General features: G+C 51.7%; 19 protein-coding genes. 9 read left to right on the forward strand and 10 right to left on the reverse strand.

Features of this window, described 5'->3' with window-relative positions:
* The first annotated feature begins 6 nt into the window (after window positions 1-6).
* Complete coding sequence (locus tag On2M_RS12375) at window positions 7-654, forward strand: MBL fold metallo-hydrolase (protein ID WP_065944967.1); 648 nt, start codon at window positions 7-9, stop codon at window positions 652-654.
* 53 nt (window positions 655-707) lie between these two features.
* Here On2M_RS12375 and aspC read toward each other — a convergent pair whose 3' ends face one another.
* The 4 genes from aspC to pncB form a co-directional block, all read right to left on the reverse strand.
* Window positions 708-1898, reverse strand: coding sequence for an aspartate transaminase (aspC, locus tag On2M_RS12380; protein WP_151217931.1), 1191 nt, complete (start codon window positions 1896-1898; stop codon window positions 708-710).
* Window positions 1899-2081: 183 nt separating this feature from the next.
* On the reverse strand, window positions 2082-3158 hold the full coding sequence (ompF, locus tag On2M_RS12385) for a porin OmpF (RefSeq protein WP_016149871.1): 1077 nt from the start codon (window positions 3156-3158) through the stop codon (window positions 2082-2084).
* Between the two features lie 590 nt (window positions 3159-3748).
* Window positions 3749-5149, reverse strand: coding sequence for an asparagine--tRNA ligase (gene asnS, locus On2M_RS12390; RefSeq protein ID WP_151217932.1), 1401 nt, complete (start codon window positions 5147-5149; stop codon window positions 3749-3751).
* Between the two features lie 166 nt (window positions 5150-5315).
* Window positions 5316-6518 carry a nicotinate phosphoribosyltransferase gene (gene pncB / locus On2M_RS12395; RefSeq protein ID WP_151217933.1) on the reverse strand — a complete coding sequence of 401 codons (1203 nt, stop codon included), beginning with the start codon at window positions 6516-6518 and terminating at the stop codon, window positions 5316-5318.
* A 266-nt stretch (window positions 6519-6784) separates the two neighbouring features.
* Between pncB and pepN the strand changes: the two genes are divergently transcribed.
* Window positions 6785-9397, forward strand: a complete 2613-nt coding sequence (gene pepN / locus On2M_RS12400; RefSeq protein ID WP_210904897.1) for an aminopeptidase N — start codon at window positions 6785-6787, stop codon at window positions 9395-9397.
* A gap of 71 nt (window positions 9398-9468) precedes the next feature.
* Here pepN and ssuB read toward each other — a convergent pair whose 3' ends face one another.
* From ssuB to ssuE, 5 genes are read right to left on the reverse strand one after another with little or no spacing between them, the layout of a single operon-like run.
* Window positions 9469-10236, reverse strand: coding sequence for an aliphatic sulfonates ABC transporter ATP-binding protein (gene ssuB / locus On2M_RS12405; protein ID WP_210904898.1), 768 nt, complete (start codon window positions 10234-10236; stop codon window positions 9469-9471).
* On the reverse strand, window positions 10233-11024 hold the full coding sequence (gene ssuC / locus On2M_RS12410; RefSeq protein WP_210904899.1) for an aliphatic sulfonate ABC transporter permease SsuC: 792 nt from the start codon (window positions 11022-11024) through the stop codon (window positions 10233-10235). Before ssuC ends, ssuB begins: the two co-directional genes overlap by 4 nt.
* Window positions 11025-11034: 10 nt before the next feature.
* Window positions 11035-12180, reverse strand: a complete 1146-nt coding sequence (gene ssuD, locus On2M_RS12415) for an FMNH2-dependent alkanesulfonate monooxygenase (RefSeq protein ID WP_210904900.1) — start codon at window positions 12178-12180, stop codon at window positions 11035-11037.
* On the reverse strand, window positions 12177-13151 hold the full coding sequence (locus On2M_RS12420; RefSeq protein WP_210904901.1) for a sulfonate ABC transporter substrate-binding protein: 975 nt from the start codon (window positions 13149-13151) through the stop codon (window positions 12177-12179). Before On2M_RS12420 ends, ssuD begins: the two co-directional genes overlap by 4 nt.
* Complete coding sequence (ssuE, locus tag On2M_RS12425) at window positions 13144-13719, reverse strand: NADPH-dependent FMN reductase (RefSeq protein WP_151225150.1); 576 nt, start codon at window positions 13717-13719, stop codon at window positions 13144-13146. The genes On2M_RS12420 and ssuE overlap by 8 nt, the downstream gene beginning before the upstream one ends.
* Window positions 13720-13961: 242 nt before the next feature.
* Between ssuE and pyrD the strand changes: the two genes are divergently transcribed.
* Window positions 13962-14972: a quinone-dependent dihydroorotate dehydrogenase gene (gene pyrD, locus On2M_RS12430; RefSeq protein ID WP_016152472.1), complete on the forward strand. Its 1011-nt coding sequence runs from the start codon at window positions 13962-13964 to the stop codon at window positions 14970-14972.
* Window positions 14973-15137: 165 nt separating this feature from the next.
* Window positions 15138-15680: a cell division protein ZapC gene (zapC, locus tag On2M_RS12435; RefSeq protein WP_151217940.1), complete on the forward strand. Its 543-nt coding sequence runs from the start codon at window positions 15138-15140 to the stop codon at window positions 15678-15680.
* Here the strand turns inward: zapC and On2M_RS12440 are convergent.
* Complete coding sequence (locus tag On2M_RS12440; RefSeq protein WP_151217941.1) at window positions 15677-16783, reverse strand: YcbX family protein; 1107 nt, start codon at window positions 16781-16783, stop codon at window positions 15677-15679. The genes zapC and On2M_RS12440 overlap by 4 nt on opposite strands.
* Window positions 16784-16881: 98 nt before the next feature.
* Here On2M_RS12440 and rlmKL point away from each other — a divergent pair, with 98 nt between their 5' ends.
* The 5 genes from rlmKL to pqiC are packed head-to-tail and all read left to right on the forward strand — an operon-like array spanning window position 16882 to window position 24383.
* The gene (gene rlmKL, locus On2M_RS12445) at window positions 16882-18990 is read left to right on the forward strand and encodes a bifunctional 23S rRNA (guanine(2069)-N(7))-methyltransferase RlmK/23S rRNA (guanine(2445)-N(2))-methyltransferase RlmL (protein ID WP_210904902.1); all 2109 of its coding nucleotides are present in this window, start codon (window positions 16882-16884) and stop codon (window positions 18988-18990) included.
* Window positions 18991-19002: 12 nt separating this feature from the next.
* Window positions 19003-20910, forward strand: a complete 1908-nt coding sequence (locus On2M_RS12450; protein WP_210904903.1) for an ABC transporter ATP-binding protein — start codon at window positions 19003-19005, stop codon at window positions 20908-20910.
* A 14-nt stretch (window positions 20911-20924) separates the two neighbouring features.
* Complete coding sequence (gene pqiA / locus On2M_RS12455; RefSeq protein ID WP_151217944.1) at window positions 20925-22178, forward strand: membrane integrity-associated transporter subunit PqiA; 1254 nt, start codon at window positions 20925-20927, stop codon at window positions 22176-22178.
* A 4-nt stretch (window positions 22179-22182) separates the two neighbouring features.
* The gene (gene pqiB / locus On2M_RS12460; RefSeq protein WP_151217945.1) at window positions 22183-23823 is read left to right on the forward strand and encodes an intermembrane transport protein PqiB; all 1641 of its coding nucleotides are present in this window, start codon (window positions 22183-22185) and stop codon (window positions 23821-23823) included.
* Window positions 23820-24383, forward strand: a complete 564-nt coding sequence (pqiC, locus tag On2M_RS12465) for a membrane integrity-associated transporter subunit PqiC (protein WP_151225156.1) — start codon at window positions 23820-23822, stop codon at window positions 24381-24383. The genes pqiB and pqiC overlap by 4 nt, the downstream gene beginning before the upstream one ends.
* Window positions 24384-24587: the final 204 nt, after the last annotated feature.

Consider the following 24587-nt stretch of genomic DNA (forward strand, 5'->3'; position numbering starts at 1 on the left):
AGCTGTATGAACTATCGTATTATTCCGGTCACTGCATTCGCCCAGAACTGCTCGTTAATCTGGTGTGAGCAGACTCGTCTGGCCGCGCTTGTCGATCCCGGCGGTGATGCCGAGAAAATCAAACAGGAAGTGGATGCCAGCGGTCTGACGCTTATGCAGATTCTGCTTACCCACGGTCATCTTGACCATGTAGGGGCAGCGGCTGAACTGGCACAGCATTATGGTGTTCCGGTTATTGGTCCGGAAAAAGAAGATGAGTTCTGGTTACAGGGACTCCCAGCTCAGAGCCGCATGTTTGGCCTGGGCGATTGTGAGCCGCTGACGCCCGATCGCTGGCTGAATGAAGGCGACAGAGTAAGCGTTGGTAACGTGACGTTACAGGTGCTGCATTGCCCGGGCCACACGCCGGGACATGTGGTTTTCTTTGATGAGCAATCAAAGTTACTGATTTCTGGTGATGTGATTTTTAAAGGCGGCGTAGGGCGCAGCGATTTTCCACGCGGAGATCACAACCAATTGATTGATTCGATTAAACGTAAACTTTTACCATTGGGTGATGACGTGACGTTTATTCCGGGTCACGGCCCACTTTCTACACTGGGTAACGAACGGCTACATAACCCGTTCCTGCAGGATGAAATGCCCGTCTGGTAACACCGCAGATAAATAAAAAGGCCGCGATTGCGGCCTTTTTTATGCGCGATAAATTACAGTACTGCGACAATCGCTTCGCACAGCGGTGCCATGTTATCTGGCGTCATTCCTGCGACGTTTACACGCCCGGAAGCGACGGCATAGACACCAAACTCTTCACGCAGACGCAGAACCTGTTCTTTTGTCAGGCCGCTGAAAGAGAACATGCCGTTCTGTTTGATGATAAAGCTGAAGTCGCTGTTCGCACCTTTTTCCTGCAGCGTATTCACGAACAGTAAACGCATGCGCTGAATGCGTTGGCGCATATCAGTCAGTTCCTGTTCCCAGATAGCCCGCAACGCGTCGTTGCTCAGAATCGTGGCAACTACGGATGCTCCGTGGGCTGGCGGGTTGGAATAGTTAGCGCGAATGGCGGATTTCATCTGACTAAACGCACGGTCGACGGTTTCAGCATCAGCTGCAACCAGCGTACAGGCGCCTACGCGCTCATTGTAAAGACCAAAGTTCTTGGAGTAGGAACTGGCGACAATCAGCTCTTTGTGCAGCGCGGCGAACGCGCGCAGACCTTCGGCATCTTCTTCCAGACCGCGGGCAAAGCCCTGGTATGCGAAGTCAAACAGCGGCAACCATCCTTTTTCGACAGAAAGCTGAGCCAACGTTTGCCACTGTTCAAGCGTAGGATCGATACCGGTTGGGTTATGGCAGCAGCCGTGGAACAGTACTACATCGCCAGCCTGCGCTTCGCTGAGGCTTGCCAGCAGCGCATCAAAGTCTAATGAGTGGTTCGCTGCATCATAATAGTTGTATTCACGAACTTCCAGACCGGCAGAGTTAAAGACGCTCTTATGGTTCGGCCAGCTTGGATTGCTCACCCATACGCGTTTAGTCGACGTATTTTTTGCGAGGAAATCAGCTGCCACTCGCAGTGCGCCAGTGCCGCCAGGAGTCTGTGCTGTACGTGCGCGCTTATCAATGATAAGCGAACTCGTTTTACCAAACAGTAATTCCTGAGTGCAACGACCAAACTCTGGAATACCGTCAATGCCAAGGTAATTTTTGGTGGTTTCATTTTCCAGTATATATTGCTCGGCTTTTTTAACGCTGGTCAGTACTGGCGTTTTGCCTGTCTCATCTTTATATACACCGATCCCGAGGTTTATTTTTCCAGGGCGATCATCGGCACGAAACAAATCAGCCAGACCCAAAATGGGGTCGGCAGGAGCAGCGGTAATGTTCTCAAACATGACGAGGTTCCATAGTGATTACAGAAGGGAAGTCCGCTATCAGGTTAACGGTAGATTTACAAAATGCCAACCGTTACTGGCGAAAAGCTGAGGTGTTTTTTTAAGACGCAAGAATCCGCTGGCAGATATAAAAAAACAGGACCGAAGTCCTGTTTTTAAGGCATTTAACAAAGAGGTCTGCTATTAGAACTGGTAAACGATACCAACTGCAACGATGTCGTCAGAGTTCACGCCCAGTTTGTTGTCAGAATCGATTTGGTTAATCTTGTAGTCAACATAGGTGGACATGTTTTTGTTGAAGTAGTAGGTCGCACCTACTTCGAAGTAATCGACCAGATCCACATCACCGATACCTTCTACGTCTTTCGCTTTAGACTTGTTGTAGGAGAGGGACGGACGCAGGCCGAAATCGAACTGGTACTGAGCAACGACGAATACGTCTTCAGTTTTGTTCGCAAAACCGCTGTTACCAGCACCTGAGATGCGGGTCGCGTTACGGGTTTCACCGTAGTTAGCTGCCAGGTAGATGTTGTTAGCATCGTATTTCACGCCGGTCGCCCACTGCTCAGCTTTTTTACCGCCATTGCCGTAGAAAGAGTTTTCCTGCGCGTTGGTGCGGTCAGCTGCGCCGTAAGCACCCACGATACCGAAACCATCCATTTCGTAGCTTACAGAACCGCCAACGCCGTCGCCGTTAGAGCGACCGGTATTGCCATCACGTTCGTTTTTACCCAAATACTGGATACCGAAGTTCAGACCGTCAACCAGACCGAAGAAGTTGGAGTTACGGTAGGTTGCAACACCACCAACACGACCAACGAAGAAGTTGTCGCTGTATGCGGTATCACCACCAAATTCTGGCAGCATATCGGTGTAACCCAGAGCATCGTAAACGATACCGTAGTTACGACCGTAGTCGAAAGAACCCAGGTCTGCGTATTTCAGACCAGCGAATGCCAGACGGGTTTTGTTGCCGTTCTGAGCGTCACTACCGCCTTCAGAGTTGTTACCGGCAAAGTTGTATTCCCACTGACCGTAACCGGACAGCTCGGAGTTAATCTGAGTTTCCCCTTTGAAACCAAGACGAGCATAAGTCTGATCGCCATCGTCAGCAGCGCTGTCAGAAAAATAATGCAGACCAACGGTTTTACCGTAGATATCCAGCTTGTTACCATCTTTGTTGTAAACTTCTGCAGCGTTAGCTGCCCCGGCTACCAGCAGAGCAGGGATAACCACTGCCAGAATATTGCGCTTCATCATTATTTATTACCCTCATTGGTTTTTATATGACACCTGCCACTGCCGCCAATAAATTCCGTCAATTAAAATTTACGGAACTATTGATGAGAGTTTGGTGTCTTTATGTGTCTGACAGGCATCTTTCCATTCAAACTATCGTTTCGCTACCGTCAAAGTGCTACAAATATAAAGATTTGGTTTCAGAAAGAAAAAATGTGTAACAAAATGTTGTTTTTGTGCAACTTTGTGAACAACGTCAAACTTCAGATGTCTCTGCACTAAAATTCACCGCTTTTAATTCTATTTATATGATTTTCTTATGTTTAATTTTGATAAGGCATTTTTTGCTGTGTTGCATCGCAAAGATCCGGTTTTCCAGATGGCTATTTTTGGACGTCTGGAATGCTGTGCGCGTGGTCATAAAGTGTACTATTTAATCAGAAAATGCTAATCCACAATAAAAGTGCTGATTTTTTTTTGTGCGAATGTGTTGCGGTGAAATAATAAGTAACAGGAAAAGGGAAAGTTGTGTTTTAAGTGAAGAGTCCCATCGTGGGGAAACGGGTACAAAAAAGGCCAGCAGTGCTGGCCTTTGAATCAAACATTCAGGTTTAGAAAGTGGCGTTACGCGGTGTACGCGGGAATGGGATAACGTCACGGACGTTTTGTACGCCAGTAACGTAAGCGATTAAACGCTCAAAGCCCAAACCGAAGCCGGAATGCGGAACGGTACCGTAGCGACGCAGGTCGCGATACCACCAGTAATCTTCTTTATTCAGACCCATTTCCAGCATGCGGGCATCCAGTACGTCCAGACGTTCTTCACGCTGAGAACCACCGATGATTTCACCGATTCCCGGGGCCAGAACGTCCATTGCCGCAACGGTTTTACCATCTTCATTAAGGCGCATATAAAACGCTTTGATATCTTTCGGGTAGTTTTTAACTACGACCGGCGCTTTAAAGTGCTCTTCAGCAAGATAACGCTCATGCTCGGAAGAGAGATCCACACCCCAGTAAACCGGGTTTTCGAACTTTTTGCCGCATTTTTCCAGAATGCTCACCGCGTCGGTATAGTCCACTTGTGCGAAGTCAGCGTCAATAAAACGTTCCAGGCGCGAAATCGCATCTTTGTCGACACGTTCAGCGAAGAATTTCATATCATCCGCACGCTCTGCCAATACGGCTTTGAACGCGTATTTCAGCATCGCTTCAGCCAGACCTGCAACATCGTTCAGGTCGGCGAACGCCACTTCGGGTTCCAGCATCCAGAACTCTGCCAGGTGACGACTGGTGTTAGAGTTTTCCGCACGGAAAGTCGGACCAAAGGTATAAATTTTGGACAGGGCGCAGGCGTAAGTTTCGCCGTTTAACTGACCGGAAACGGTCAGGAACGCTTCCTTACCAAAGAAGTCTTTATCGAAATCGACTTTACCCTGATCGTTACGCGGCAGGTTTTCCAGATCCAGCGTAGAAACACGGAACATTTCACCCGCACCTTCCGTATCGGAAGCGGTGATCAGCGGAGTCGATACCCAGAAGAAACCCTGCTCGTGGAAGAAGCGATGCAGCGCTTGCGCCAGCGTATGACGTACGCGCGCTACCGCACCAATCATATTGGTACGCGGACGCATGTGCGCCACTTCACGCAGATATTCAATGCTATGACGCTTAGCCGCCATTGGGTAGGTATCAGGATCTTCAACCCAGCCCGCGACTTCAACCTCAGTGGCCTGAATTTCAAAGCTCTGTCCTTGCCCAGGGGATGCAACGACTTTACCCGTTACAATAACTGAACAACCTGTCGTCAGGCGCAGTACGTCCTGATTGTAATTGGGCAGAGAATTATTGATGACGGCCTGTACAGGATCAAAGCAGGAACCGTCATAAACGGCGAGGAAGGAGATGCCAGCTTTTGAATCTCGGCGGGTACGCACCCATCCGCGCACGGTGACTTCGCTGTCAACGGCTACGCGGCCCTGGAGTACGTCGGCTACAGGCACAACGCTCATAATATTCTCTCTGTTAATAGTCGGATATATAAACACATGTCCACCCGTAATGGGGGGATACCTATGTTACCTGGCATCTGCAATCAGACAAGCAGAATTAGTAGCTGGAGTGAAAGATTTCGGAAATAAATGCGAATTAGGGAGCCCAAATGGCTCCCTGGAAGGTTTAACTGGCTTTTTTAATATGCGGGAGATCGAAGGCTTTGCGCAGCGCACGAACAAACGCTTTATCGTGGCAGATGGTTTTACCCGGGCTGTCAGATAACTTCGCCACTGGTTTGCCGTTACATTCCACCAGCTTGATGACTATATTGAGCGGCTTAACCTGGGGAATATCACAGGTTAGTCGTGTCCCAATGCCAAAACTCAACTGCACACGAGAAGAGAAGTGGCGGTAGAGCTCAATCGCTTTTTTCAGATCGAGGTTATCTGAAAACACCAGCGTTTTGCTCAGCGGGTCAATGCCCAGTTTTTCATAATGGGCGATGGCTTTTTCACCCCATTCCACCGGATCGCCTGAGTCATGGCGTAAACCCTGGTAGCGGGTCGCAAACTCGACGCCAAAGTCGCGTAGAAACGCATCCATGGTGATGCAATCTGTCAGCGCGATGCCGAGTTGGTCAGGGTATTCATTTAACCAGGCGGCCAGAGCAACGCGCTGGCTGGTGGCAAGCTCGGGGCTGATTTGCTGATGAGCCTGGAACCACTCATGCGCCTGCGTACCCATTGGTGTTAATGACAGGCGGCGGGCGAGATCGTAGTTGCTGGTACCGACAAACCAGGACTCTTGCTGCAGGCGTTTAACAATAGCCTGCTGGACTTCACGTGAAAAACGACGACGCGTGCCGAAATCCATCAGATGGAAGCGGGACATATCGACATCTTTTGTTAAAGCAGAGAATTCTACTAGTTTACTTTCCAACTCATCGAGTGCCTGTGGGACGCCTGATTCAGGCGAACGGTAATGGTGTACCAGCTCGCTTATTACCGCCAACAGCGGAACTTCCCACATGATCACTTCGCGCCATGGACCAGTTAAGCGAATGTTCAACTTACCGTTATCATTGGTGACGCAAACCTGTTCCGGGTTATAGCGGAAATCACGTAACCAGGTAAGGTAATCAGCTTTGAAGAAAGGCAGGCCGGAGAGCCACTGGTACTCGTCCTCCTGCAGTCGCAGGTGCTGCATAGCATTCACCTGCTCACGAATAGAATCGGCATAAATACCGAGCAGGTCATCGCCACGGCAACGAAATTCAGCCGCTACTTGTACATCATAGTAGTGGTGAAAAACGGCTTGCTGCATATGCAACTTATAAGCGTCTGTATCCAGCAGCGAGTGCAGAACAGGAGAAGCGAATTGTGTCATAGGTGCGCAGTAGCATCCTCTCACGGGAGCGTTTAGTACAATAAACAACTAAGAAAACCGCTGGAGTATACCCTGTTTAGCGATTTATTGAACCCCGATCACACCATAAGCTGTCTTTCTGGTCGAGGGCAATTCGTGCCGCGTGTTATAAAAATGTAGCAAAAAGGGCGTTTGTGCCTGAAAAGATGAACATTCTGCGTAGCGCGATTTACGCAACAGGAATAGACTGAAGCCGAGACTCTACCAAAGATGCTAAAGGTTTTTTTATGACACAACAGCCACAAGCCAAATACCGCCACGATTATCGTGCTCCGGATTACCAGATTACTGATATTGACTTGACCTTTGACCTGGATGCTGAAAAAACCGTGGTCACCGCAGTGAGCCAGGCTGTCCGTCATGGCGCGTCCGACGCGCCCCTGCACCTGAATGGCGAAGATTTGACCCTGGTGTCAATCCACGTGAATGATGAACCGTGGCAAGCATATAAAGAAGAAGAGGGCGCTCTGGTCATCAATCAACTGCCGGAACGTTTTACGCTGCGTATCGTGAATGAAATTAGCCCAGCGGCGAATACCGCGCTGGAAGGGCTTTACAAGTCAGGAGATGCGCTGTGTACCCAGTGCGAAGCAGAAGGTTTCCGCCATATTACCTGGTATCTTGATCGCCCGGACGTGCTGGCGCGCTTTACTACCAAAATTATCGCTGATAAAACCCAATATCCGTTCCTGCTTTCCAACGGCAACCGCGTGGCGCAGGGCGAACTGGAAAACGGTCGCCATTGGGTTCAGTGGCAGGATCCCTTCCCTAAACCGTGCTATCTGTTTGCGCTGGTAGCGGGTGATTTCGACGTGCTGCGTGACACTTTTACCACCCGCTCCGGGCGTGAAGTGGCACTGGAACTGTACGTCGATCGCGGCAACCTGGACCGCGCGCCGTGGGCGATGACCTCGCTGAAAAACTCCATGAAATGGGATGAAGAGCGTTTTGGCCTCGAATATGACCTCGACATCTATATGATTGTCGCCGTGGATTTCTTCAACATGGGCGCGATGGAGAATAAAGGACTGAACATCTTTAACTCCAAATACGTGCTGGCACGTACCGATACCGCTACTGACAAAGACTACCTCGATATTGAGCGCGTCATTGGGCACGAATATTTCCATAACTGGACTGGCAACCGCGTGACCTGTCGCGACTGGTTCCAGTTGAGCCTGAAAGAGGGGTTAACCGTGTTTCGCGATCAGGAATTCAGTTCCGATCTTGGCTCACGTGCGGTAAACCGTATCAGCAATGTGCGTACCATGCGCGGTCTGCAGTTTGCTGAGGACGCCAGCCCGATGGCGCATCCTATCCGCCCGGATATGGTTATCGAAATGAACAATTTCTATACCCTGACCGTGTATGAGAAGGGGGCAGAAGTCATTCGTATGATCCACACCCTGTTGGGTGAGGCTAACTTCCAGAAAGGGATGCAGCTGTACTTTGAGCGTCATGATGGCAGCGCTGCAACCTGTGATGATTTTGTGCAGGCGATGGAGGATGCGTCCAACGTCGATCTCTCGCATTTCCGCCGCTGGTACAGTCAGTCCGGTACGCCGATTTTGACCGTGCGTGATGACTATAACCCATCAACGGAAGAGTACACGCTGACTATCAGCCAGCGCACGCCGGTCACGCCGGATCAGGCAGAAAAACAACCGCTGCATATTCCTTTCGCCCTCGAGTTGTATGACAACGAAGGGAAAGTGATCCCGTTACAAAAAGGCGGGCACTCGGTGAATTCAGTACTCAACGTTACCCAGGCAGAGCAGACGTTTGTCTTTGATAACGTCTACTTCCAGCCGGTACCCGCGCTGCTGTGCGAATTCTCCGCGCCGGTGAAACTGGAATATAAATGGAGCGATCAGCAACTTACCTTCCTGATGCGTCATGCGCGTAACGATTTTTCTCGTTGGGATGCGGCGCAAAGCCTGCTGGCGACCTATATTAAGCTCAACGTTGCCCGTCATCAGCAGGGACAGCCGCTGTCACTGCCGGTACACGTGGCCGATGCATTCCGCGCGATTTTACTGGATGAGAAAATCGATCCGGCGCTGGCGGCTGAGATCCTGACGCTGCCTTCGGTAAATGAAATCGCCGAACTGTTCGACATCATCGATCCGGTGGCGATAACAGAAGTACGTGAAGCTTTAACCCGCACGCTGGCGGCAGAGCTGGCGGATGAATTCCTCGCCATCTATAACGCTAATCATCTTGATGAGTACCGCGTAGAGCATGCCGATATTGGCAAGCGTACGCTGCGCAACGCCTGCCTGCGATTCCTGGCCTTTGGCGAAACCCATCTGGCTGATACGCTGGTCAGCAAGCAGTACCGTGAAGCGAACAATATGACCGATGCGCTGGCGGCGTTGTCTGCGGCAGTAGCGGCGCAACTTCCTTGCCGTGACGCGCTGATGCAGGAGTATGACGATAAGTGGCACCATGACGGTCTGGTGATGGATAAATGGTTTATCCTGCAATCTACCAGCCCGGCGGATAATGTACTGGAAACGGTACGCGGCCTGTTGAAGCATCGCTCCTTTAGCATGAGCAACCCGAATCGCATCCGTTCGCTGATCGGTGCCTTTGCAGGTAGCAACCCGGCGGCATTTCATGCGGAAGATGGCAGCGGCTATCAGTTCCTGGTCGACATGCTGACTGAGCTCAATAGCCGTAACCCGCAGGTAGCGTCACGTCTGATTGAGCCGCTGATTCGTTTAAAACGTTATGATGCAAAACGTCAGGCGAAGATGCGTGCGGCGCTGGAACAGTTGAAAGGCCTGGAGAATCTCTCCGGCGATCTGTTCGAGAAGATAGCTAAAGCATTAGCCTGATAATATTGCCGGATGGGGCCGGCCTACCATTCACGTGTAGGCCGGATAAGCGGTAGCGCCATCCGGCATTTTTAACCATGCCTGCGTAGCTGAACTTCATTTTCGCCACGTTGCATCACCCGGTTCAACACCTCAGCTTCCAGTTCTGCCAGACGCACTGAACCAATCCGGCGTGGTCGCGCAATATCCACCGTTAAATCCAGTCCGATTTTTCCGTCTTCAATGAGCAATACGCGATCGGCCATTGCTACTGCTTCGCTGACATCATGGGTGACTAACAATACGGTAAAGCCGTGTTCCTGCCATAAAGAGACAATCAGATCCTGCATCTCAAGGCGGGTTAACGCATCCAGCGCGCCGAGGGGTTCATCCAACAGCAGCAGACCGGGGCGGTGAATTAAAGCCCGCGCCAGGGCCACGCGCTGTTTTTGTCCACCAGAAAGGGCCGCAGGCCATTCCTGGGCACGACTCTCCAGTCCAACTGCGGCCAGCGCATCTCGCGCTGCATTGTGCCAGTGACCTTTCAGACCCAGACCGACGTTATCGGTAACCGTCTTCCATGGTAGCAGACGCGCATCCTGAAACATCATTCGTGTATCATCCTGAATCTCTGCCAGCGGTGTGGTTCCGGCGAGTAATGCGCCTGAGGTGGGCGACTCCAACCCAGCCAGCAGGCGCAGTAACGTGCTTTTACCTCCGCCGCTGCGACCGACCACGGCAACGAACTGTCCGGCTGGAATATGCAAATCTAACTGATTGAGCACCGTATTGGCGGCGTATTGTTTCGTCACGGCGCTCAGCAAAAGCGGTGTGCCCTGGTTCAGGCGAGCGGTGTTCATACATTAGTTTCCTTTAAATGGTAAGCCGGGTTCCAGCGTAGCCAGATACGTTCCAGTAATTGCGCGCTGACATCGGCAAGTTTGCCGAGCAGGGCGTAGAGAATAATGGCTACCACGACTACATCGGTTTGCAGAAATTCACGAGCATTCATTGCCAGGTAGCCAATACCGGCATCAGCCGAAATAGTTTCCGCAACAATGAGCGTCAGCCACATCAACCCGAGAGCAAAACGTACGCCGACCATAATCGAGGGCAGGGCACCGGGGAGGATCACATGAATAAACAGTGAAAAGCCGGATAACCCATAGCTGCGCGCCATCTCTACCAGCCCGCGATCGATGTTACGGATCCCATGCCAGGTGTTGATGTAAATCGGGAACAGCGTGCCCAGCGCGACGAGAAAGATCTTGGCGGACTCATCAATACCGAACCATAAAATGACCAGTGGGATCAGCGCCAGATGCGGGACGTTACGCAGCATCTGCACCGACGTGTCCAGCAGGCGTTCTCCCCAACGCGAAAGGCCGCTTATCAGCCCCAGCGTCAGGCCAATTGATCCACCGATGGAGAATCCGATCAGCGCCCGCCAGGCGCTGATCGCCAGATGCTGCCAAAGTTCGCCGCTGGCTGAAAGCGTCCAGAAAGCTTCGATCACGCCCTCCGGTGAGGGCAGTATGCGGGTGGACAGCCAGCCCATTGATGATGCGAGCTGCCAGAGTGCCACCAGACCGAGCGGTAAAAACCAGGGCGCGAGGCGCAATAACCATTTGTTTTTCGGCGTTGCCATTAGCCGCTCCTTAGCTTTGTGCGACTTTGCGCGGGATGAATTCATTCGCAACCGCTTCGCCTTGCTGTTGCAGGCGCTGTGGTTGCGGAATTTCTGGTATCGCGACATCCAGATGTGGGAACAGCAGCTCACCGACCTTGTACGCCTCTTCCAGATGCGGATACCCGGACAGCACAAAACTGTCGATTCCCAGCGCGGCATACTCGTTAATACGCGCTGCGACCGTAGGGCCATCTCCAACCAGGGCGGTCCCTGCGCCACCGCGCACCAGTCCTACTCCTGCCCACAGGTTCGGGCTAATTTCCAGTTTGTCGCGCTTACCGTTGTGCAGTGCAGCCATTCGCTGCTGACCAACCGAATCCGTTTTTGAGAAGGCGGCCTGGGCTTTGGCGATGGTGTCGTCATCCAGATGGGCTATCAGACGATCCGCAGCCTGCCACGCCTCTTGTGTTGTCTCTCGTACGATCACATGCAGACGAATACCAAAGCGGATCTTGCGCCCGAGCGCCGCCGCTTTGGCCCGTACTTGTTCAATCTTCTGTTTCACCTGTTCAGGCGGTTCGCCCCAGGTCAGGTAGAGATCAACCTGCTCGGCAGCCAGATCTTGTGCGACATCAGACGAGCCGCCGAAATAGAGTGGAGGATGCGGCTGCTGGATCGGCGGGAAGAACAGTTTTGCCCCGCGGACATGAATATATTTGCCGTTGAAATCCACGGTTTCACCTTGCAGTAAGCGTCGCCAGACCTGAGTAAATTCGCCAGAGGCTTCATAGCGCTCGGTGTGATCGAGGAACACGCTGTCGCCAGCCAACTCCTGCGGATCGCTACCGGTCACCAGGTTAAATAGCGCCCGACCATTAGAAAGCCTGTCGAGCGTTGCTGCCTGACGCGCGGCAACCGTCGGTGAGGTGACGCTTGGACGCAGCGCGACCAGAAATTTTAATCGCTGAGTAACCGGGATCATCGAGGCGGCCACCAGCCAGGCATCTTCGCAGGAGCGCCCGGTGGGGATCAGCACACCGGTAAATCCCAGACGATCGGCCGTTTGCGCAATTTGTTGCAGATAACCATGATCGACCGGGCGCGAACCCTCTTCCGTTCCAAGATAATGACCGTCACCGTGGGTGGGTAAAAACCAGAACATGTTCAGACTCATAATTTTTCTCCTGCCTGCTGAGTGGGTTGCCAGATACGCTGGCGAATATCGATTTTTTTCGGCACCAGACGGTTGTCATAAAACAGATTGGCGGTTTGTTGCTGCAATGCGGCAACAGAGTCGCTGATGGGTGTAATGGTGGTTGGCGGGCGGTGATCCAGATAGGACGCAATCACCGGTTCGGGCAGACCCATGGTTTTAGCCAGCAGGGTGATGCTTTGCTGGCGCTGGCTGAGGGTTAACGCATCGGCCTGGCTAAAGGTATTCAGTACGTCAAGAACAAAAGCGCCATTTTTCTCGGCATAAGGACGAGCGGCGAGATAAAACGAACCGGTCTGCTTCAGATCTGAGCCGTCTTTGAGCACGCGCACATCACCTTGCAGTAACGCGGCGGAATAGTAGGGATCCCAGATAGCCCATGCCTCAACGTTTCCTTGCTGGAAGGCCGCTCGCGCATCGGCGGGGGTCAGATAAGTCGGTTGAATATCGGTAAATTTCAGCCCGGCCTGTTGCAGCGCTCGGAGCAGTAAATTGTGGGCGCTTGACCCTTTCTGGAATGCGACTTTATGTCCTTTAAGCTGCGCGACGTTCTGAATCGGGCTATCTTTTGGCACCAGAATCACTTCAGCTTTCGGTTTGGGGGGCTCAACGCCCACGTACACCAGATCGGCTCCGGCAGCCTGGGCGAATATTGGTGGAATGTCACCCGTACTGCCGAGATCGATACTGCCGATATTCAAGGCTTCCAGCATTTGCGGCCCGGCTGGGAACTCAACCCACGAGATTTTGGTCTGTGGATAGCGCTTTTCCAACAATTGATGGCTTTTTGCCAGCACCATACTGACGCTTCCTTTCTGATAGCCGATACGCAGGGCATCGGGCGCAGACTCTGCGGCATACGCCAGCGTTGACAGTGACAGCAACCCGGCCAGTGCGAGCCATGATCTGTGGCGCTTGAGCAAATTAAGCATGGGCAGTACCCCGCAGTGTGTTCAGTTGGGGGCGTTGGATATCGCGACGATGCAATGCCAGCCAGAAGGTGTCGAGCGCACTGTCCAGGCGCTGCTGCAGGTTGGGCGTAAACTGCGGTTTATGCTGATAATCGATGACCTGTGAATCATCGGCAAATACGCCGTGCAGGATCTCCTGGGCTTTTAACGTACTTAGTACCGGTTTCAGCGCGTAATCGACGGCCAGTAAATGCGCCACGCTGCCGCCGGTCGCCAGCGGCAACACCACTTTTCCTTCCAGCGCCCGCTCGGGAAGCAGATCGAGCAGCGTTTTCAGTACGCCAGAGTAAGCGGCTTTGTAGATCGGCGTGGCGACAATCAGCCCGTCAGCATCCTGCAATTGTTCGCTGAATGTCTTCAGCGTCGGACTATCAAAACGGGCACAGATGAGGTCTTCCGGGGCAAAGTTATGCAGGTTCCAGTGAAAGACTTCGACATCCTGACCATTGAGTTTTTCTCGGGCATATTCCAGTAACGCGCTGGAGCGAGAGGGAAAGCGTGGGCTTCCCGCCAGAGTAATGACGCGCATAATTTTAATCTCCACTTATAACTAATTGTTTGCCTTTGTTTAACATTGATAACAATTTTTGCAGTCTGGCAGAGAGGCTCTGTTTATCGAAATGATTTATGCGGGATAGAAAAGTTGAAAAATGGATAAAATGAGTGAGACAGGAAAACGATTGCTATTTATTGCCGCAGGTCAATTCCCTTTTTGCTCACGATCGCACATAATACGCCCCCGGTTTGCACACCGGGAATCCAGGAGAGTTCATGTACTACCCCTTCGTTCGTAAAGCCCTTTTTCAGCTCGATCCAGAGCGCGCTCATGAATTGACATTCCAGCAATTACGTCGCATTACCGGCACGCCGCTTGAAGCGCTTGTCCGCCAGAAGGTACCTGCAAAACCGGTTACCTGTATGGGGCTGACGTTTAAAAATCCGCTCGGGCTTGCTGCCGGACTGGATAAAGACGGGGAGTGTATTGATGCGCTCGGCGCGATGGGATTCGGTTCCATTGAGATTGGTACCGTAACGCCGCGTCCTCAGCCGGGTAACGATAAACCGCGTCTGTTCCGTCTGGTTGATGCAGAAGGTTTGATCAACCGCATGGGGTTTAATAACCTGGGTGTTGATAACCTGGTTGAGAACGTTAAAAAATCGCATTTTGACGGTATTCTGGGGATTAATATTGGCAAGAATAAAGATACCCCGGTAGAGAATGGCAAAGATGACTATCTGATTTGTATGGAAAAAGTCTATGCTTATGCGGGTTATATCGCGATTAATATCTCTTCACCGAATACACCGGGATTACGTACGCTGCAATACGGTGAGGCGCTGGACGATCTCCTGACGGCAATTAAAAATAAGCAAAATGATCTGCAAGCGATCCACCATAAATATGTTCCGGTGGCGGTAAAGATCGCGCCGGATCTTTCTGTGGAAGAACTGATCCAGGTTGCTGACAGTTTAGTTCGGCATAATATTGATGGCGTAATTGCGACTAACACCACGCTCGATCGCTCTCTCGTTCAGGGAATGAAAAATTGCGATCAAATGGGTGGTCTTAGCGGGCGACCATTGCAATTAAAAAGTACAGAAATTATTCGCCAGTTGTCTCAGGAATTAAAAGGTCAACTGCCGATTATCGGAGTTGGTGGTATCGACTCGGTCATCGCCGCACGTGAGAAAATAGCTGCCGGTGCTTCACTGGTGCAGATTTATTCGGGCTTTATTTTTAAAGGTCCGCCGCTGATAAAAGAAATCGTCACCAATATCTGAATGCTACCTTAATCACAATCCAGGGCTTTATTTCTGGCCCTGGTTGTTTTATATTCCTTTACTGTTGCTTATTTAAACATTCTGAGCTTTTATTATTAAGGCAATAAGCGAAGCGGCAAAAGGATACTGTCGTAATGGCGATGATTAAGGAAAGGAGAGAAACTGATGCGAATTAAACCCGACGATAACTGGCGCTGGTATTATGATGAAGAGCACGATCGTATGATGCTCGATTTAGCCAATGGCATGTTATTCCGTTCGCGTTTTGCTCGTAAAATGCTCACTCCCGATGCATTTTCACCGTCGGGTTTTTGTGTTGATGACGCCGCGCTTTATTTTTCCTTTGAAGAAAAATGTCGCTATCTGGATTTAGCCAAAGAACAAAAAGCGGAACTGGTGCTCAATGCACTGGTGGCGATTCGTTATCTTAAACCACAAATGCCAAAAAGCTGGCACTTTGTCGCGCACGGTATTAACTGGTCGCCAACCGTGGGGGATGCCGCCTGTGTGGATTTAAGCGATACCGATGAACAGGTAAACCTGTTAGTGGTCGAGCCGGGTGAAAACGCCGCGCTTTGTCTGCTTGCACAACCTGGCGTGGTTATTGCTGGAAGAACCATGCAGCTTGGTGACGCGATTAAAATAATGAATGACAGACTGAAACCGCAGGTCGTTGTTGACAGTTTCAGCCTTGAGCAGGCGGTTTAACTCTCCAGCCTGATTGTCGTTTTCGGAACACAACTGCAGCACAGAATTGTCCCGTCATCTCCTATCGCTGATTTTTTCAGCGGGTTAACTTCGCCTTCTACCAGTCGAATTCGACAACATCCGCAAATCCCTGCCCGACATGAATAGGGAATCCGGATACCCTGATTTTCCAACTGTTCAAGCAATACCTGTTGATTATTGCCACGGAAGGTCTGCCCCTGCCAGTCAATCAGTACCGTGGCATCAGGCTGTTGTTCCTGTGCGGTATCATCTGACTCCGCCGCGCCGTATGCTCTGGCGGGGCCGGTTGCCAAAATTTCGACGTCATCGCCAACGCGAATCACGCCGCTGTTGCGCGCGATGAGATTCTGGCCGAAATCAACATCGCCGTTATCCACGGCCGTGCGGAAAGTTTGCAGCGTGGCGAGCGGCTCGCCAGACGGATGTTTCTGGCCTTTCTCTGGGCTGACGGTGGTGAATATGCATCGGCTACAAGGTTTTGCCACATCAAAAATGACGTCGCCAATGCGAATCACTTTCCAGGTATCTTCTTCCCAGGCGCCAGCCCCTGAAATCACCAGATTAGGGCGAAACTGTTCCATTTTCACGCTTGCCGGGCAGCGTTGCTGCAGATCGCGCAGCGACGCTTCATTGGTCAGCAGGTAGGGATAACCGTCGGCGAAGGATAAAGGAACATCATCGTGGCGCTTCACCCGACGCGTCAATTGTGGGCCAACCCAGCGCAGCTGCACGTCACGGGAGAAAAAGCTGCTCAGCCATTGGTTGATAGCGGATGGCGCGATACGCGCGGTAAAATGGTTTCCCCACACTTCTGTCGGCGCATCCTGGGTGGCGAAATCGGCAAATCGCACCAGCGCGCTGCTGCCGTCTGGCGCCGTAAGATGCAGTCCATCGTGGAAAGGGGAAGGGGTAAAGCGGACCATTTGCGGGAACTGTCGGGCAGTAATGAACGTTCCGTCGGCTTCGGTAATCATAAATATACGGTCAAAGGCGAGGCCGCTGACGTCTGCCAGGGCGTGCGTGAGCCCAATTCCACGCATAGATTTAACCGGATGAATAAAAAGTCGGGTCAACGTTACCACTGTACAGCCCCTCGAGCGAAAATAAGCCTTCAACTTTATGACATACAGCCCATATTAGCTATAATGCGCAGCAATTTTATTGGAGTAAAAGTGACATTATGAATTCTCTGTTTGCCAGTACGGCCCGCGGGCTGGAAGAGCTGTTAAAAACTGAACTGGAAAACCTCGGCGCGCTGGAGTGCCAGGTCGTTCAGGGTGGGGTCCATTTTAAGGGCGACACGCGGCTTGTTTACCAGAGCCTGATGTGGAGCCGCCTGGCCTCGCGCATTATCCTGCCGATGGGAGAGTGCAAGGTCTACAGCGATCTTGATCTGTACCTCGGTGTTCAGGCAATCGACTGGACAGAGATATTTAATCCTGGTGCGACGTTTGCCGTCCATTTTAGTGGCCTGAACGAGACCATTCGTAACAGTCAGTACGGCGCGCTGAAGGTCAAGGATGCGATTGTCGATGCCTTCACCCGTAAAAATCTGCCGCGTCCAAATGTGGATCGTGAATCTCCGGATCTGCGCATCAACGTCTGGTTGAACAAAGATACCGCCAGCATTGCGCTCGATCTTAGCGGTGACGGTTTGCATCAGCGTGGTTATCGCGATCGCGCTGGCCAGGCGCCGATCAAAGAGACGCTGGCTGCGGCCATCGTTATGCGTTCTGGCTGGCAGCCAGGCACACCGTTGCTCGATCCGATGTGCGGCTCCGGCACGCTGCTGATTGAAGCTGCGATGTGGGCAACCGATCGTGCGCCGGGCTTGCACCGTGGGTACTGGGGTTTTAGCGGTTGGGCGCAGCACGATGAAGTCGTCTGGCAAGAAGTCAAAGCCGAAGCACAGGTGCGTGCGCGTAAAGGGCTGGCTGACTACTCCTCGCATTTCTATGGTTCCGACAGCGATGCGCGGGTAATTGAAAAAGCGCGCAGTAACGCCCGCCGCGCGGGTATTGCCGACCTGATGACGTTTGACGTTAAAGATGTTGCCAAACTGAGCAATCCGCTGCCGAAAGGACCGTATGGTACGGTTATCAGTAACCCACCATACGGCGAACGTCTGGATAGCGAACCGGCGCTGATAGCCCTGCACAGCCTGCTGGGGCGGACGATGAAAAACCAGTTTGGCGGCTGGAATTTGTCGTTGTTTAGCGCCTCGCCGGATCTGCTCAGCAGCCTGCAATTACGTGCCGACAAGCAGTTCAAAGCGAAAAACGGCCCGCTGGATTGTGTACAGAAGAACTATCACGTTGCAGAGACCACCGCGGACAGCAAGCCTGCCACGGTCGCGGAAGATTATGCCAACCGCCTGCGCAAGAACATCAAGAAGCTGGAAAAATGGGCGCGCCAGGAAGGCATTGAATGCTATCGCCTGTATGACGCTGACCTGCCGGAATACAATGTTGCAGTTGACCGTTACGGCGACTGGGTTGTGGTTCAGGAATATGCTCCGCCGAAGACGGTTGATGCACAAAAAGCACGTCAACGCCTGTTCGACATTATCGCCGCAACGCTGTCGGTCCTGGAAATCGCGCCGAATAAACTGGTGCTGAAAACCCGTGAACGGCAGAAAGGGAAGAATCAGTATCAGAAGATGAATGAGAAGGGTGAATTCATTGAGGTAAGCGAGTACAACGCGCGCCTGTGGGTCAACCTGACAGACTATCTTGATACCGGTTTGTTCCTCGATCATCGTATTGCACGCCGCATGCTCGGTCAGATGAGTAAAGGTAAGGATTTCCTTAACCTGTTCTCCTACACCGGCAGCGCCAGCGTACATGCAGGATTGGGCGGTGCGCGTAGCACCACGACGGTTGATATGTCGCGCACCTACCTGGAATGGGCGGAGCGTAACCTGCGTCTGAATGGCCTGAGTGGCCGCGCGCACCGTTTAATTCAGGCCGATTGCCTGGGCTGGCTGCGCGAAGCCAATGAACAGTTTGATCTGATTTTCATCGATCCGCCGACGTTCTCTAACTCAAAACGTATGGAAGACTCGTTTGACGTACAGCGCGATCATCTGGCGTTGATGAAAGATCTAAAACGCCTGCTGCGTAAAGACGGCACAATCATGTTCTCCAACAACAAACGTGGATTCCGTATGGATCTCGACGGTCTGGCAGCACTGGGATTGAAAGCACAAGAAATTACTCAAAAAACGCTTTCCCAGGATTTTGCCCGTAACCGTCAGATCCACAACTGCTGGCTGATTACCGCAGCCTGAAAGGAAAATTAAATGTCATTAATCAGTATGCATGGTGCATGGCTGTCGTTCAGCGATGCGCCGCTTCTCGATAATGCTGAACTGCATATCGAAGATAACGAGCGCGTCTGTCTGGTTGGCCGTAATGGCGCAGGCAAATCGACGCTAATGAAGATCCTGAATCGTGAACAGGGTCTTGACGATGGGCGTATTATTTATGAGCAGGATCTGGTTGTGGCGCGTCTGCAGCAGGATCCGCCGCGCAACGTGCAGGGTAGCGTCTACGATTTCGTCGCTGAAGGAATTGCAGAACAGGCAGTTTACCTCAAGCGTTATCACGATATCTCGCATCTGGTGATCGCCGATCCGAGTGATAAAAACCTTCAGGAACTGGCGAAGGTTCAGGAACAGCTGGATCACCGCAATCTGTGGCAGCTGGAAAACCGTATTAATGAAGTACTGGAACAGCTTGGCCTTGAAGCAGACATGGAGCTGGCATCGCTTTCCGGCGGCTGGCTACGTAAGGCGGCGCTGGGCCGCGCGTTAGTGAGTAACCCGCGCGTATTGCTGCTGGATGAACCGACGAACCACCTGGATATTGAAACCATTGACTGGCTGGAAGGGTTCCTGAAAACCTTCAATGGGACAATCATTTTTATTTCCCACGACCGTTCGTTTATCCGCAATATGGCGACGCGCATTGTCGATCTTGACCGCGGCAAGCTGGTTACCTATCCGGGTAACTACGATCAGTATCTGCTGGATAAAGAAGAAGCATTACGCGTAGAAGAGTTACAAAACGCGGAATTTGATCGCAAGTTGGCACAGGAAGAAGTCTGGATCCGTCAGGGTATCAAAGCGCGTCGTACGCGTAACGAAGGTCGCGTGCGTGCGCTGAAAGCCATGCGTCGCGAGCGTGGTGAACGTCGCGAAGTGATGGGCACAGCGAAGATGCAGGTCGAAGAGGCAAGCCGTTCTGGCAAGATTGTCTTTGAGATGGAGAATGTTGATTACCAGGTTGACGGAAAGCAACTGGTGAAAGATTTCTCCGCGCAGGTGCAGCGTAGCGACAAGATCGCGCTAATCGGACCTAACGGCTGCGGCAAAACTACGCTGTTGAAGCTGATGTTAGGTCAGCTTCAGGCTGACAGTGGACGCATTCATGTTGGAACTAAGCTGGAAGTGGCATATTTCGATCAGCATCGCGCCGAACTGGATCCGGATAAAACCGTGATGGACAACCTTGCTGAAGGTAAGCAAGAGGTGATGGTTAACGGCAAACCCCGCCACGTGCTGGGCTACCTTCAGGATTTCATGTTCCATCCGAAACGCGCGATGACGCCAGTACGCGCGCTCTCTGGCGGGGAACGCAATCGCCTGCTGTTGGCGCGTTTGTTCCTGAAACCCAGCAATTTGTTAATTCTCGATGAACCCACGAACGATCTGGACGTCGAAACGCTGGAACTGCTTGAAGAATTGATTGATAGCTATCAGGGCACTGTGCTGCTGGTGAGCCACGACCGTCAGTTTGTCGATAATACCGTGACCGAATGCTGGATCTTCGAAGGCGGCGGTAAAATTGGCCGTTATGTCGGCGGTTATCATGATGCGCGCAGTCAACAATCGCAGTATGTGGCGTTTAAGCAGCCAGTTGCGAAAAAAACAGAGGAACCTGCTGCTCCTAAAGCAGAAATTGTCAAACGCAGCACCAGCAAACTAAGCTATAAACTGCAGCGCGAACTGGAGCAACTCCCCGCGCTGCTTGAAGAACTGGAAGCTAAGCTGGAAGCCTTACAGGCTCAGGTTGCTGACGCCACGTTTTTCAGTCAGCCGCACGAGCAAACGCAGCAGGTATTGGCTAATCTGAACGAAGCGGAACAAGAACTTGAGCAAGCCTTTGAGCGCTGGGAGTATCTTGAGTCTTTGAAGAATGGCGCATAATTAAAGGAGCACATATGTGCGAACATCACCATGCCGCGAAGCATATTTTGTGCTCGCAGTGTGACATGCTGGTGGCGTTACCTCGCCTGGAGCATGGTCAGAAAGCGGCATGTCCACGATGTGGCACTACGTTAACCGTTGAGTGGGACGCCCCCCGGCAGCGTCCCACTGCCTATGTTTTAGCCGCACTATTTATGCTGCTGCTGTCAAACCTCTTTCCCTTTGTGAATATGAACGTCGCAGGGGTGAGTAGTGAAGTGACACTGCTGCAAATCCCGAGCGTGCTCTTTTCTGAAGATTACGCCAGTCTCGGCACCTTCTTTATCTTATTCGTACAGCTGGTTCCGGCCTTTTGTCTGCTGACGATCCTGCTACTGGTAAACCGCGCTCAGATGCCTGATCGGCTTAAAGCATGGCTGGCGCGTATTTTGTTTCAGTTAAAAAGCTGGGGAATGGCAGAAATCTTCCTCGCGGGCGTGCTGGTGAGCTTTGTTAAGCTGATGGCCTATGGCGATATCGGCGTAGGTAGCAGCTTCATCCCGTGGTGTTTGTTTTGTGTACTCCAATTGCGGGCGTTCCAGTGTGTGGACCGCCGTTGGCTGTGGGATGATATTGCTCCTATGCCAGCTATCGAACAGGAATTAAAGCCTGGTGTGCCTGGAATCCGGCAGGGTTTGCGCTCTTGCTCTTGCTGCACTGCTATTCTTCCCGCTGACGAATTAGTATGTCCGCGATGTCAGGCGAAAGGTTATGCGCGGCGTAAAAACAGTCTGCAATGGACGTTGGCATTACTGTTTACGTCTATCATGCTTTATCTTCCTGCCAATATTCTGCCGATTATGATCACCGACCTGCTCGGGTCAAAATTGCCATCGACGATCCTTGAGGGGGTAGTTTTAATCTGGAGTGAAGGTTCTTACCCGGTGGCAGCGGTTATCTTTATTGCCAGTATTATGGTGCCGACCTTAAAAATGATCGCGATTGCCTGGTTGTGTTGGGATGCTAAGGGGCACGGCAAACGCGACAGTGAACGGATGCATTTTATTTATGAGGTTGTAGAATTTGTTGGTCGCTGGTCAATGATCGACGTTTTTGTAATTGCCGTACTCTCTGCGCTGGTGCGCATGGGGGGGTTAATGAACATTTATCCTGCAATGGGTGCTTTGATGTTTGCTTTAGTCGTCATTATGACAATGTTTTCTGCGATGACATTTGATCCGCGTCTGTCGTGGGACCGTGAACCAGAACCAGATCATGAGGAGTCCTGACAGCATGGAATCTAAAAGTGGGGAAGCCAAAGTGCAGAAGGTAAAAAACTGGTCTCCGGTATGGATATTCCCAATCGTCACTGCGCTCATTGGTGCATGGGTGCTGTTTTATCATTACAGCCATCAGGGACCAGAAGTTACGCTGATCACCACCAATGCCGAAGGCATTGAGGGGGGGAAAACGACAATTAAGAGCCGCAGCGTAGATGTCGGCGTCGTTGAAAGCGCTACCCTGACGGATGATTTGACCCATGTGCAGATTAAAGCCCGTCTTAATTCCGGTATGGAAAAGCTGCTGCATAAAGATTCTGTCTTTTGGGTGGTGAAGCCGCAGATAGGGCGTGAAGGTATCAGCGGTCTGGGTACGTTGTTGTCTGGGGTATATATTGAACTGCAGCCCGGCAATAAAGGCAGCAAACTGGAAAATTACCAGTTGCTGGACTCGCCGCCGCTGGCTCCGCCGGATGCCAAGGGGATCCGTGTGGTGCTTGACAGCAAAAAAGCCGGACAGCTTAGTCCGGGCGATCCAGTGTTATTCCGTGGATACCGCGTAGGTTCTGTTGAGACCAGTACCTTTGATCCGCAAAAGCGAAGCATTAGTTATCAACTTTTCATCAATGCGCCTAACGATCGCTTGGTCACCAGCAATGTGCGCTTCTGGAAAGACAGCGGGATCGCGGTCGATCTGACGTCTGCGGGAATGCGTGTAGAAATGGGATCGCTGACGACGCTGTTTGGTGGCGGCGTGAGTTTCGACGTCCCAGAGGGGCTGGACCAGGGGCAACCCGTCGCGGAAAAAACCGCGTTTAATTTGTACGACGATCAAAAGAGTATTCAGGATTCTCTGTATACCGACCATATCGATTATCTGATGTTCTTTAAGGATTCTATTCGCGGTCTACAGCCGGGCGCGCCGGTAGAATTCCGTGGGATCCGTTTAGGAACCGTCGGCAAAGTGCCTTTCTTTGCGCCAGGTTTACGCCAGGCATTCAATGACGATTACCGTATCCCGGTGTTGATTCGTATTGAACCGGAACGTCTGAAAGCGCAGCTTGGCGAGAGCACCGACGTGGGGGCTCATCTGACGGATCTGCTGAACCGTGGGTTAAGAGCTTCTCTGAAGACCGGGAACCTGGTAACAGGGGCACTGTATGTGGATCTGGACTTCTATCCTAAAGATCCACCGTTAAAAGGCATTCGTGAGTTTGACGGCTACCAAATCATTCCGACCGTGAGTGGAGGGCTGGCGCAAATCCAGCAGCGTCTGATGGAGGCGTTGGATAAGATTAATAATCTGCCGTTGAACCCAATGATTGAGCAGGCGACTACGACTCTGTCGGAAAGTCAGCGCACGATGAAACATCTGCAAACTACGCTGGATAACATGAATAAGATTACTTCCAGCCAGTCAATGCAGCAGCTTCCGGGGGATATGCAGAACACATTGCGCGAACTGAATCGGAGTATGCAGGGCTTCCAGCCGGGCTCCGCTGCCTACAACAAGATGGTGGCAGATATGCAACGTCTTGATCAGGTTCTGCGTGAGCTGCAGCCGGTACTGAAAACGCTGAACGATAAGAGCAACGCGCTGGTGTTTGAAGCGAAGGATAAAAAAGATCCAGAGCCGAAGAGGGCGAAACAATGAAAAAGTGGCTAGTGGTGATGATGGCGTTCTGGCTGACGTCATGTAGCTCCAGCGGAGAAAATAAAAGCTATTACCAGCTTCCTATTGCACAGGGTGGGGTACAGAGCACAACTAACCAGGGGAATCGTCTGTTGTGGGTTGAGCAGATTTCGGTACCTGACTACCTGGCGGGTAATGGCGTGGTATACCAGACCAGCGATGTAAAATACGTGATCGCCAATAATAATCTCTGGGCCAGTCCACTAGACCAGCAACTGCGTAACACGCTAGTGGCGAATCTCAGCACCCAATTACCGGGATGGGTTGTTGCTTCTCAACCATTGGGAAGCGTACAGGACACTCTTAACGTCACCGTGACAGGCTTCCAGGGGCGCTATGATGGGAAGGTAATTGTAAGTGGGGAGTGGTTGCTGAATCATCAGGGTCAGTTAATTAAACGTCCGTTCCACATCGAAGCGGTGCAGACTCAGGATGGTTACGATGAAATGGTGAAGGTGCTGGCCAGTGCCTGGAGCCAGGAAGCGACGGCTATTGCTCAGGAGCTGAAACGCCTGCCTTAAGCTTAAATAATTGTAAATTATGCCGCCTCTGGTTCATTGCCCGGGGCGGTTTTTTTTATTTTTTTAGCCGTGGAGATAGCTGTTCTGACTGACTATTTTGTACAAATGATTTTTCGGGTAGCTCACAAATATGACACTGGCGTGAATTTTGCGCATTGACGGGTCTGATGTTTAGGGGTATTCGTTTAGTGTGATTGCACACTT

Source organism: Citrobacter sp. On2M, assembly GCF_018035235.1.
Lineage (GTDB): Bacteria > Pseudomonadota > Gammaproteobacteria > Enterobacterales > Enterobacteriaceae > Citrobacter > Citrobacter meridianamericanus.

What these genes read in the sequence shown, in the direction of transcription:
- zapC (WP_151217940.1), top strand. Translation starts at nt 15,138, where the DNA reads ATGCGAATTAAACCCGACGATAACTGGCGCTGGTATTATGATGAAGAG.
- ssuD (WP_210904900.1), bottom strand. Translation starts at nt 12,180, where the DNA reads ATGAGTCTGAACATGTTCTGGTTTTTACCCACCCACGGTGACGGTCAT.
- On2M_RS12450 (WP_210904903.1), top strand. Translation starts at nt 19,003, where the DNA reads ATGTCATTAATCAGTATGCATGGTGCATGGCTGTCGTTCAGCGATGCG.
- ssuE (WP_151225150.1), bottom strand. Translation starts at nt 13,719, where the DNA reads ATGCGCGTCATTACTCTGGCGGGAAGCCCACGCTTTCCCTCTCGCTCC.
- pqiA (WP_151217944.1), top strand. Translation starts at nt 20,925, where the DNA reads ATGTGCGAACATCACCATGCCGCGAAGCATATTTTGTGCTCGCAGTGT.
- ompF (WP_016149871.1), bottom strand. Translation starts at nt 3,158, where the DNA reads ATGATGAAGCGCAATATTCTGGCAGTGGTTATCCCTGCTCTGCTGGTA.
- pncB (WP_151217933.1), bottom strand. Translation starts at nt 6,518, where the DNA reads ATGACACAATTCGCTTCTCCTGTTCTGCACTCGCTGCTGGATACAGAC.
- On2M_RS12420 (WP_210904901.1), bottom strand. Translation starts at nt 13,151, where the DNA reads ATGCTTAATTTGCTCAAGCGCCACAGATCATGGCTCGCACTGGCCGGG.
- On2M_RS12375 (WP_065944967.1), top strand. Translation starts at nt 7, where the DNA reads ATGAACTATCGTATTATTCCGGTCACTGCATTCGCCCAGAACTGCTCG.
- aspC (WP_151217931.1), bottom strand. Translation starts at nt 1,898, where the DNA reads ATGTTTGAGAACATTACCGCTGCTCCTGCCGACCCCATTTTGGGTCTG.
- pepN (WP_210904897.1), top strand. Translation starts at nt 6,785, where the DNA reads ATGACACAACAGCCACAAGCCAAATACCGCCACGATTATCGTGCTCCG.
- rlmKL (WP_210904902.1), top strand. Translation starts at nt 16,882, where the DNA reads ATGAATTCTCTGTTTGCCAGTACGGCCCGCGGGCTGGAAGAGCTGTTA.
- pyrD (WP_016152472.1), top strand. Translation starts at nt 13,962, where the DNA reads ATGTACTACCCCTTCGTTCGTAAAGCCCTTTTTCAGCTCGATCCAGAG.
- pqiB (WP_151217945.1), top strand. Translation starts at nt 22,183, where the DNA reads ATGGAATCTAAAAGTGGGGAAGCCAAAGTGCAGAAGGTAAAAAACTGG.
- ssuB (WP_210904898.1), bottom strand. Translation starts at nt 10,236, where the DNA reads ATGAACACCGCTCGCCTGAACCAGGGCACACCGCTTTTGCTGAGCGCC.
- asnS (WP_151217932.1), bottom strand. Translation starts at nt 5,149, where the DNA reads ATGAGCGTTGTGCCTGTAGCCGACGTACTCCAGGGCCGCGTAGCCGTT.
- ssuC (WP_210904899.1), bottom strand. Translation starts at nt 11,024, where the DNA reads ATGGCAACGCCGAAAAACAAATGGTTATTGCGCCTCGCGCCCTGGTTT.
- pqiC (WP_151225156.1), top strand. Translation starts at nt 23,820, where the DNA reads ATGAAAAAGTGGCTAGTGGTGATGATGGCGTTCTGGCTGACGTCATGT.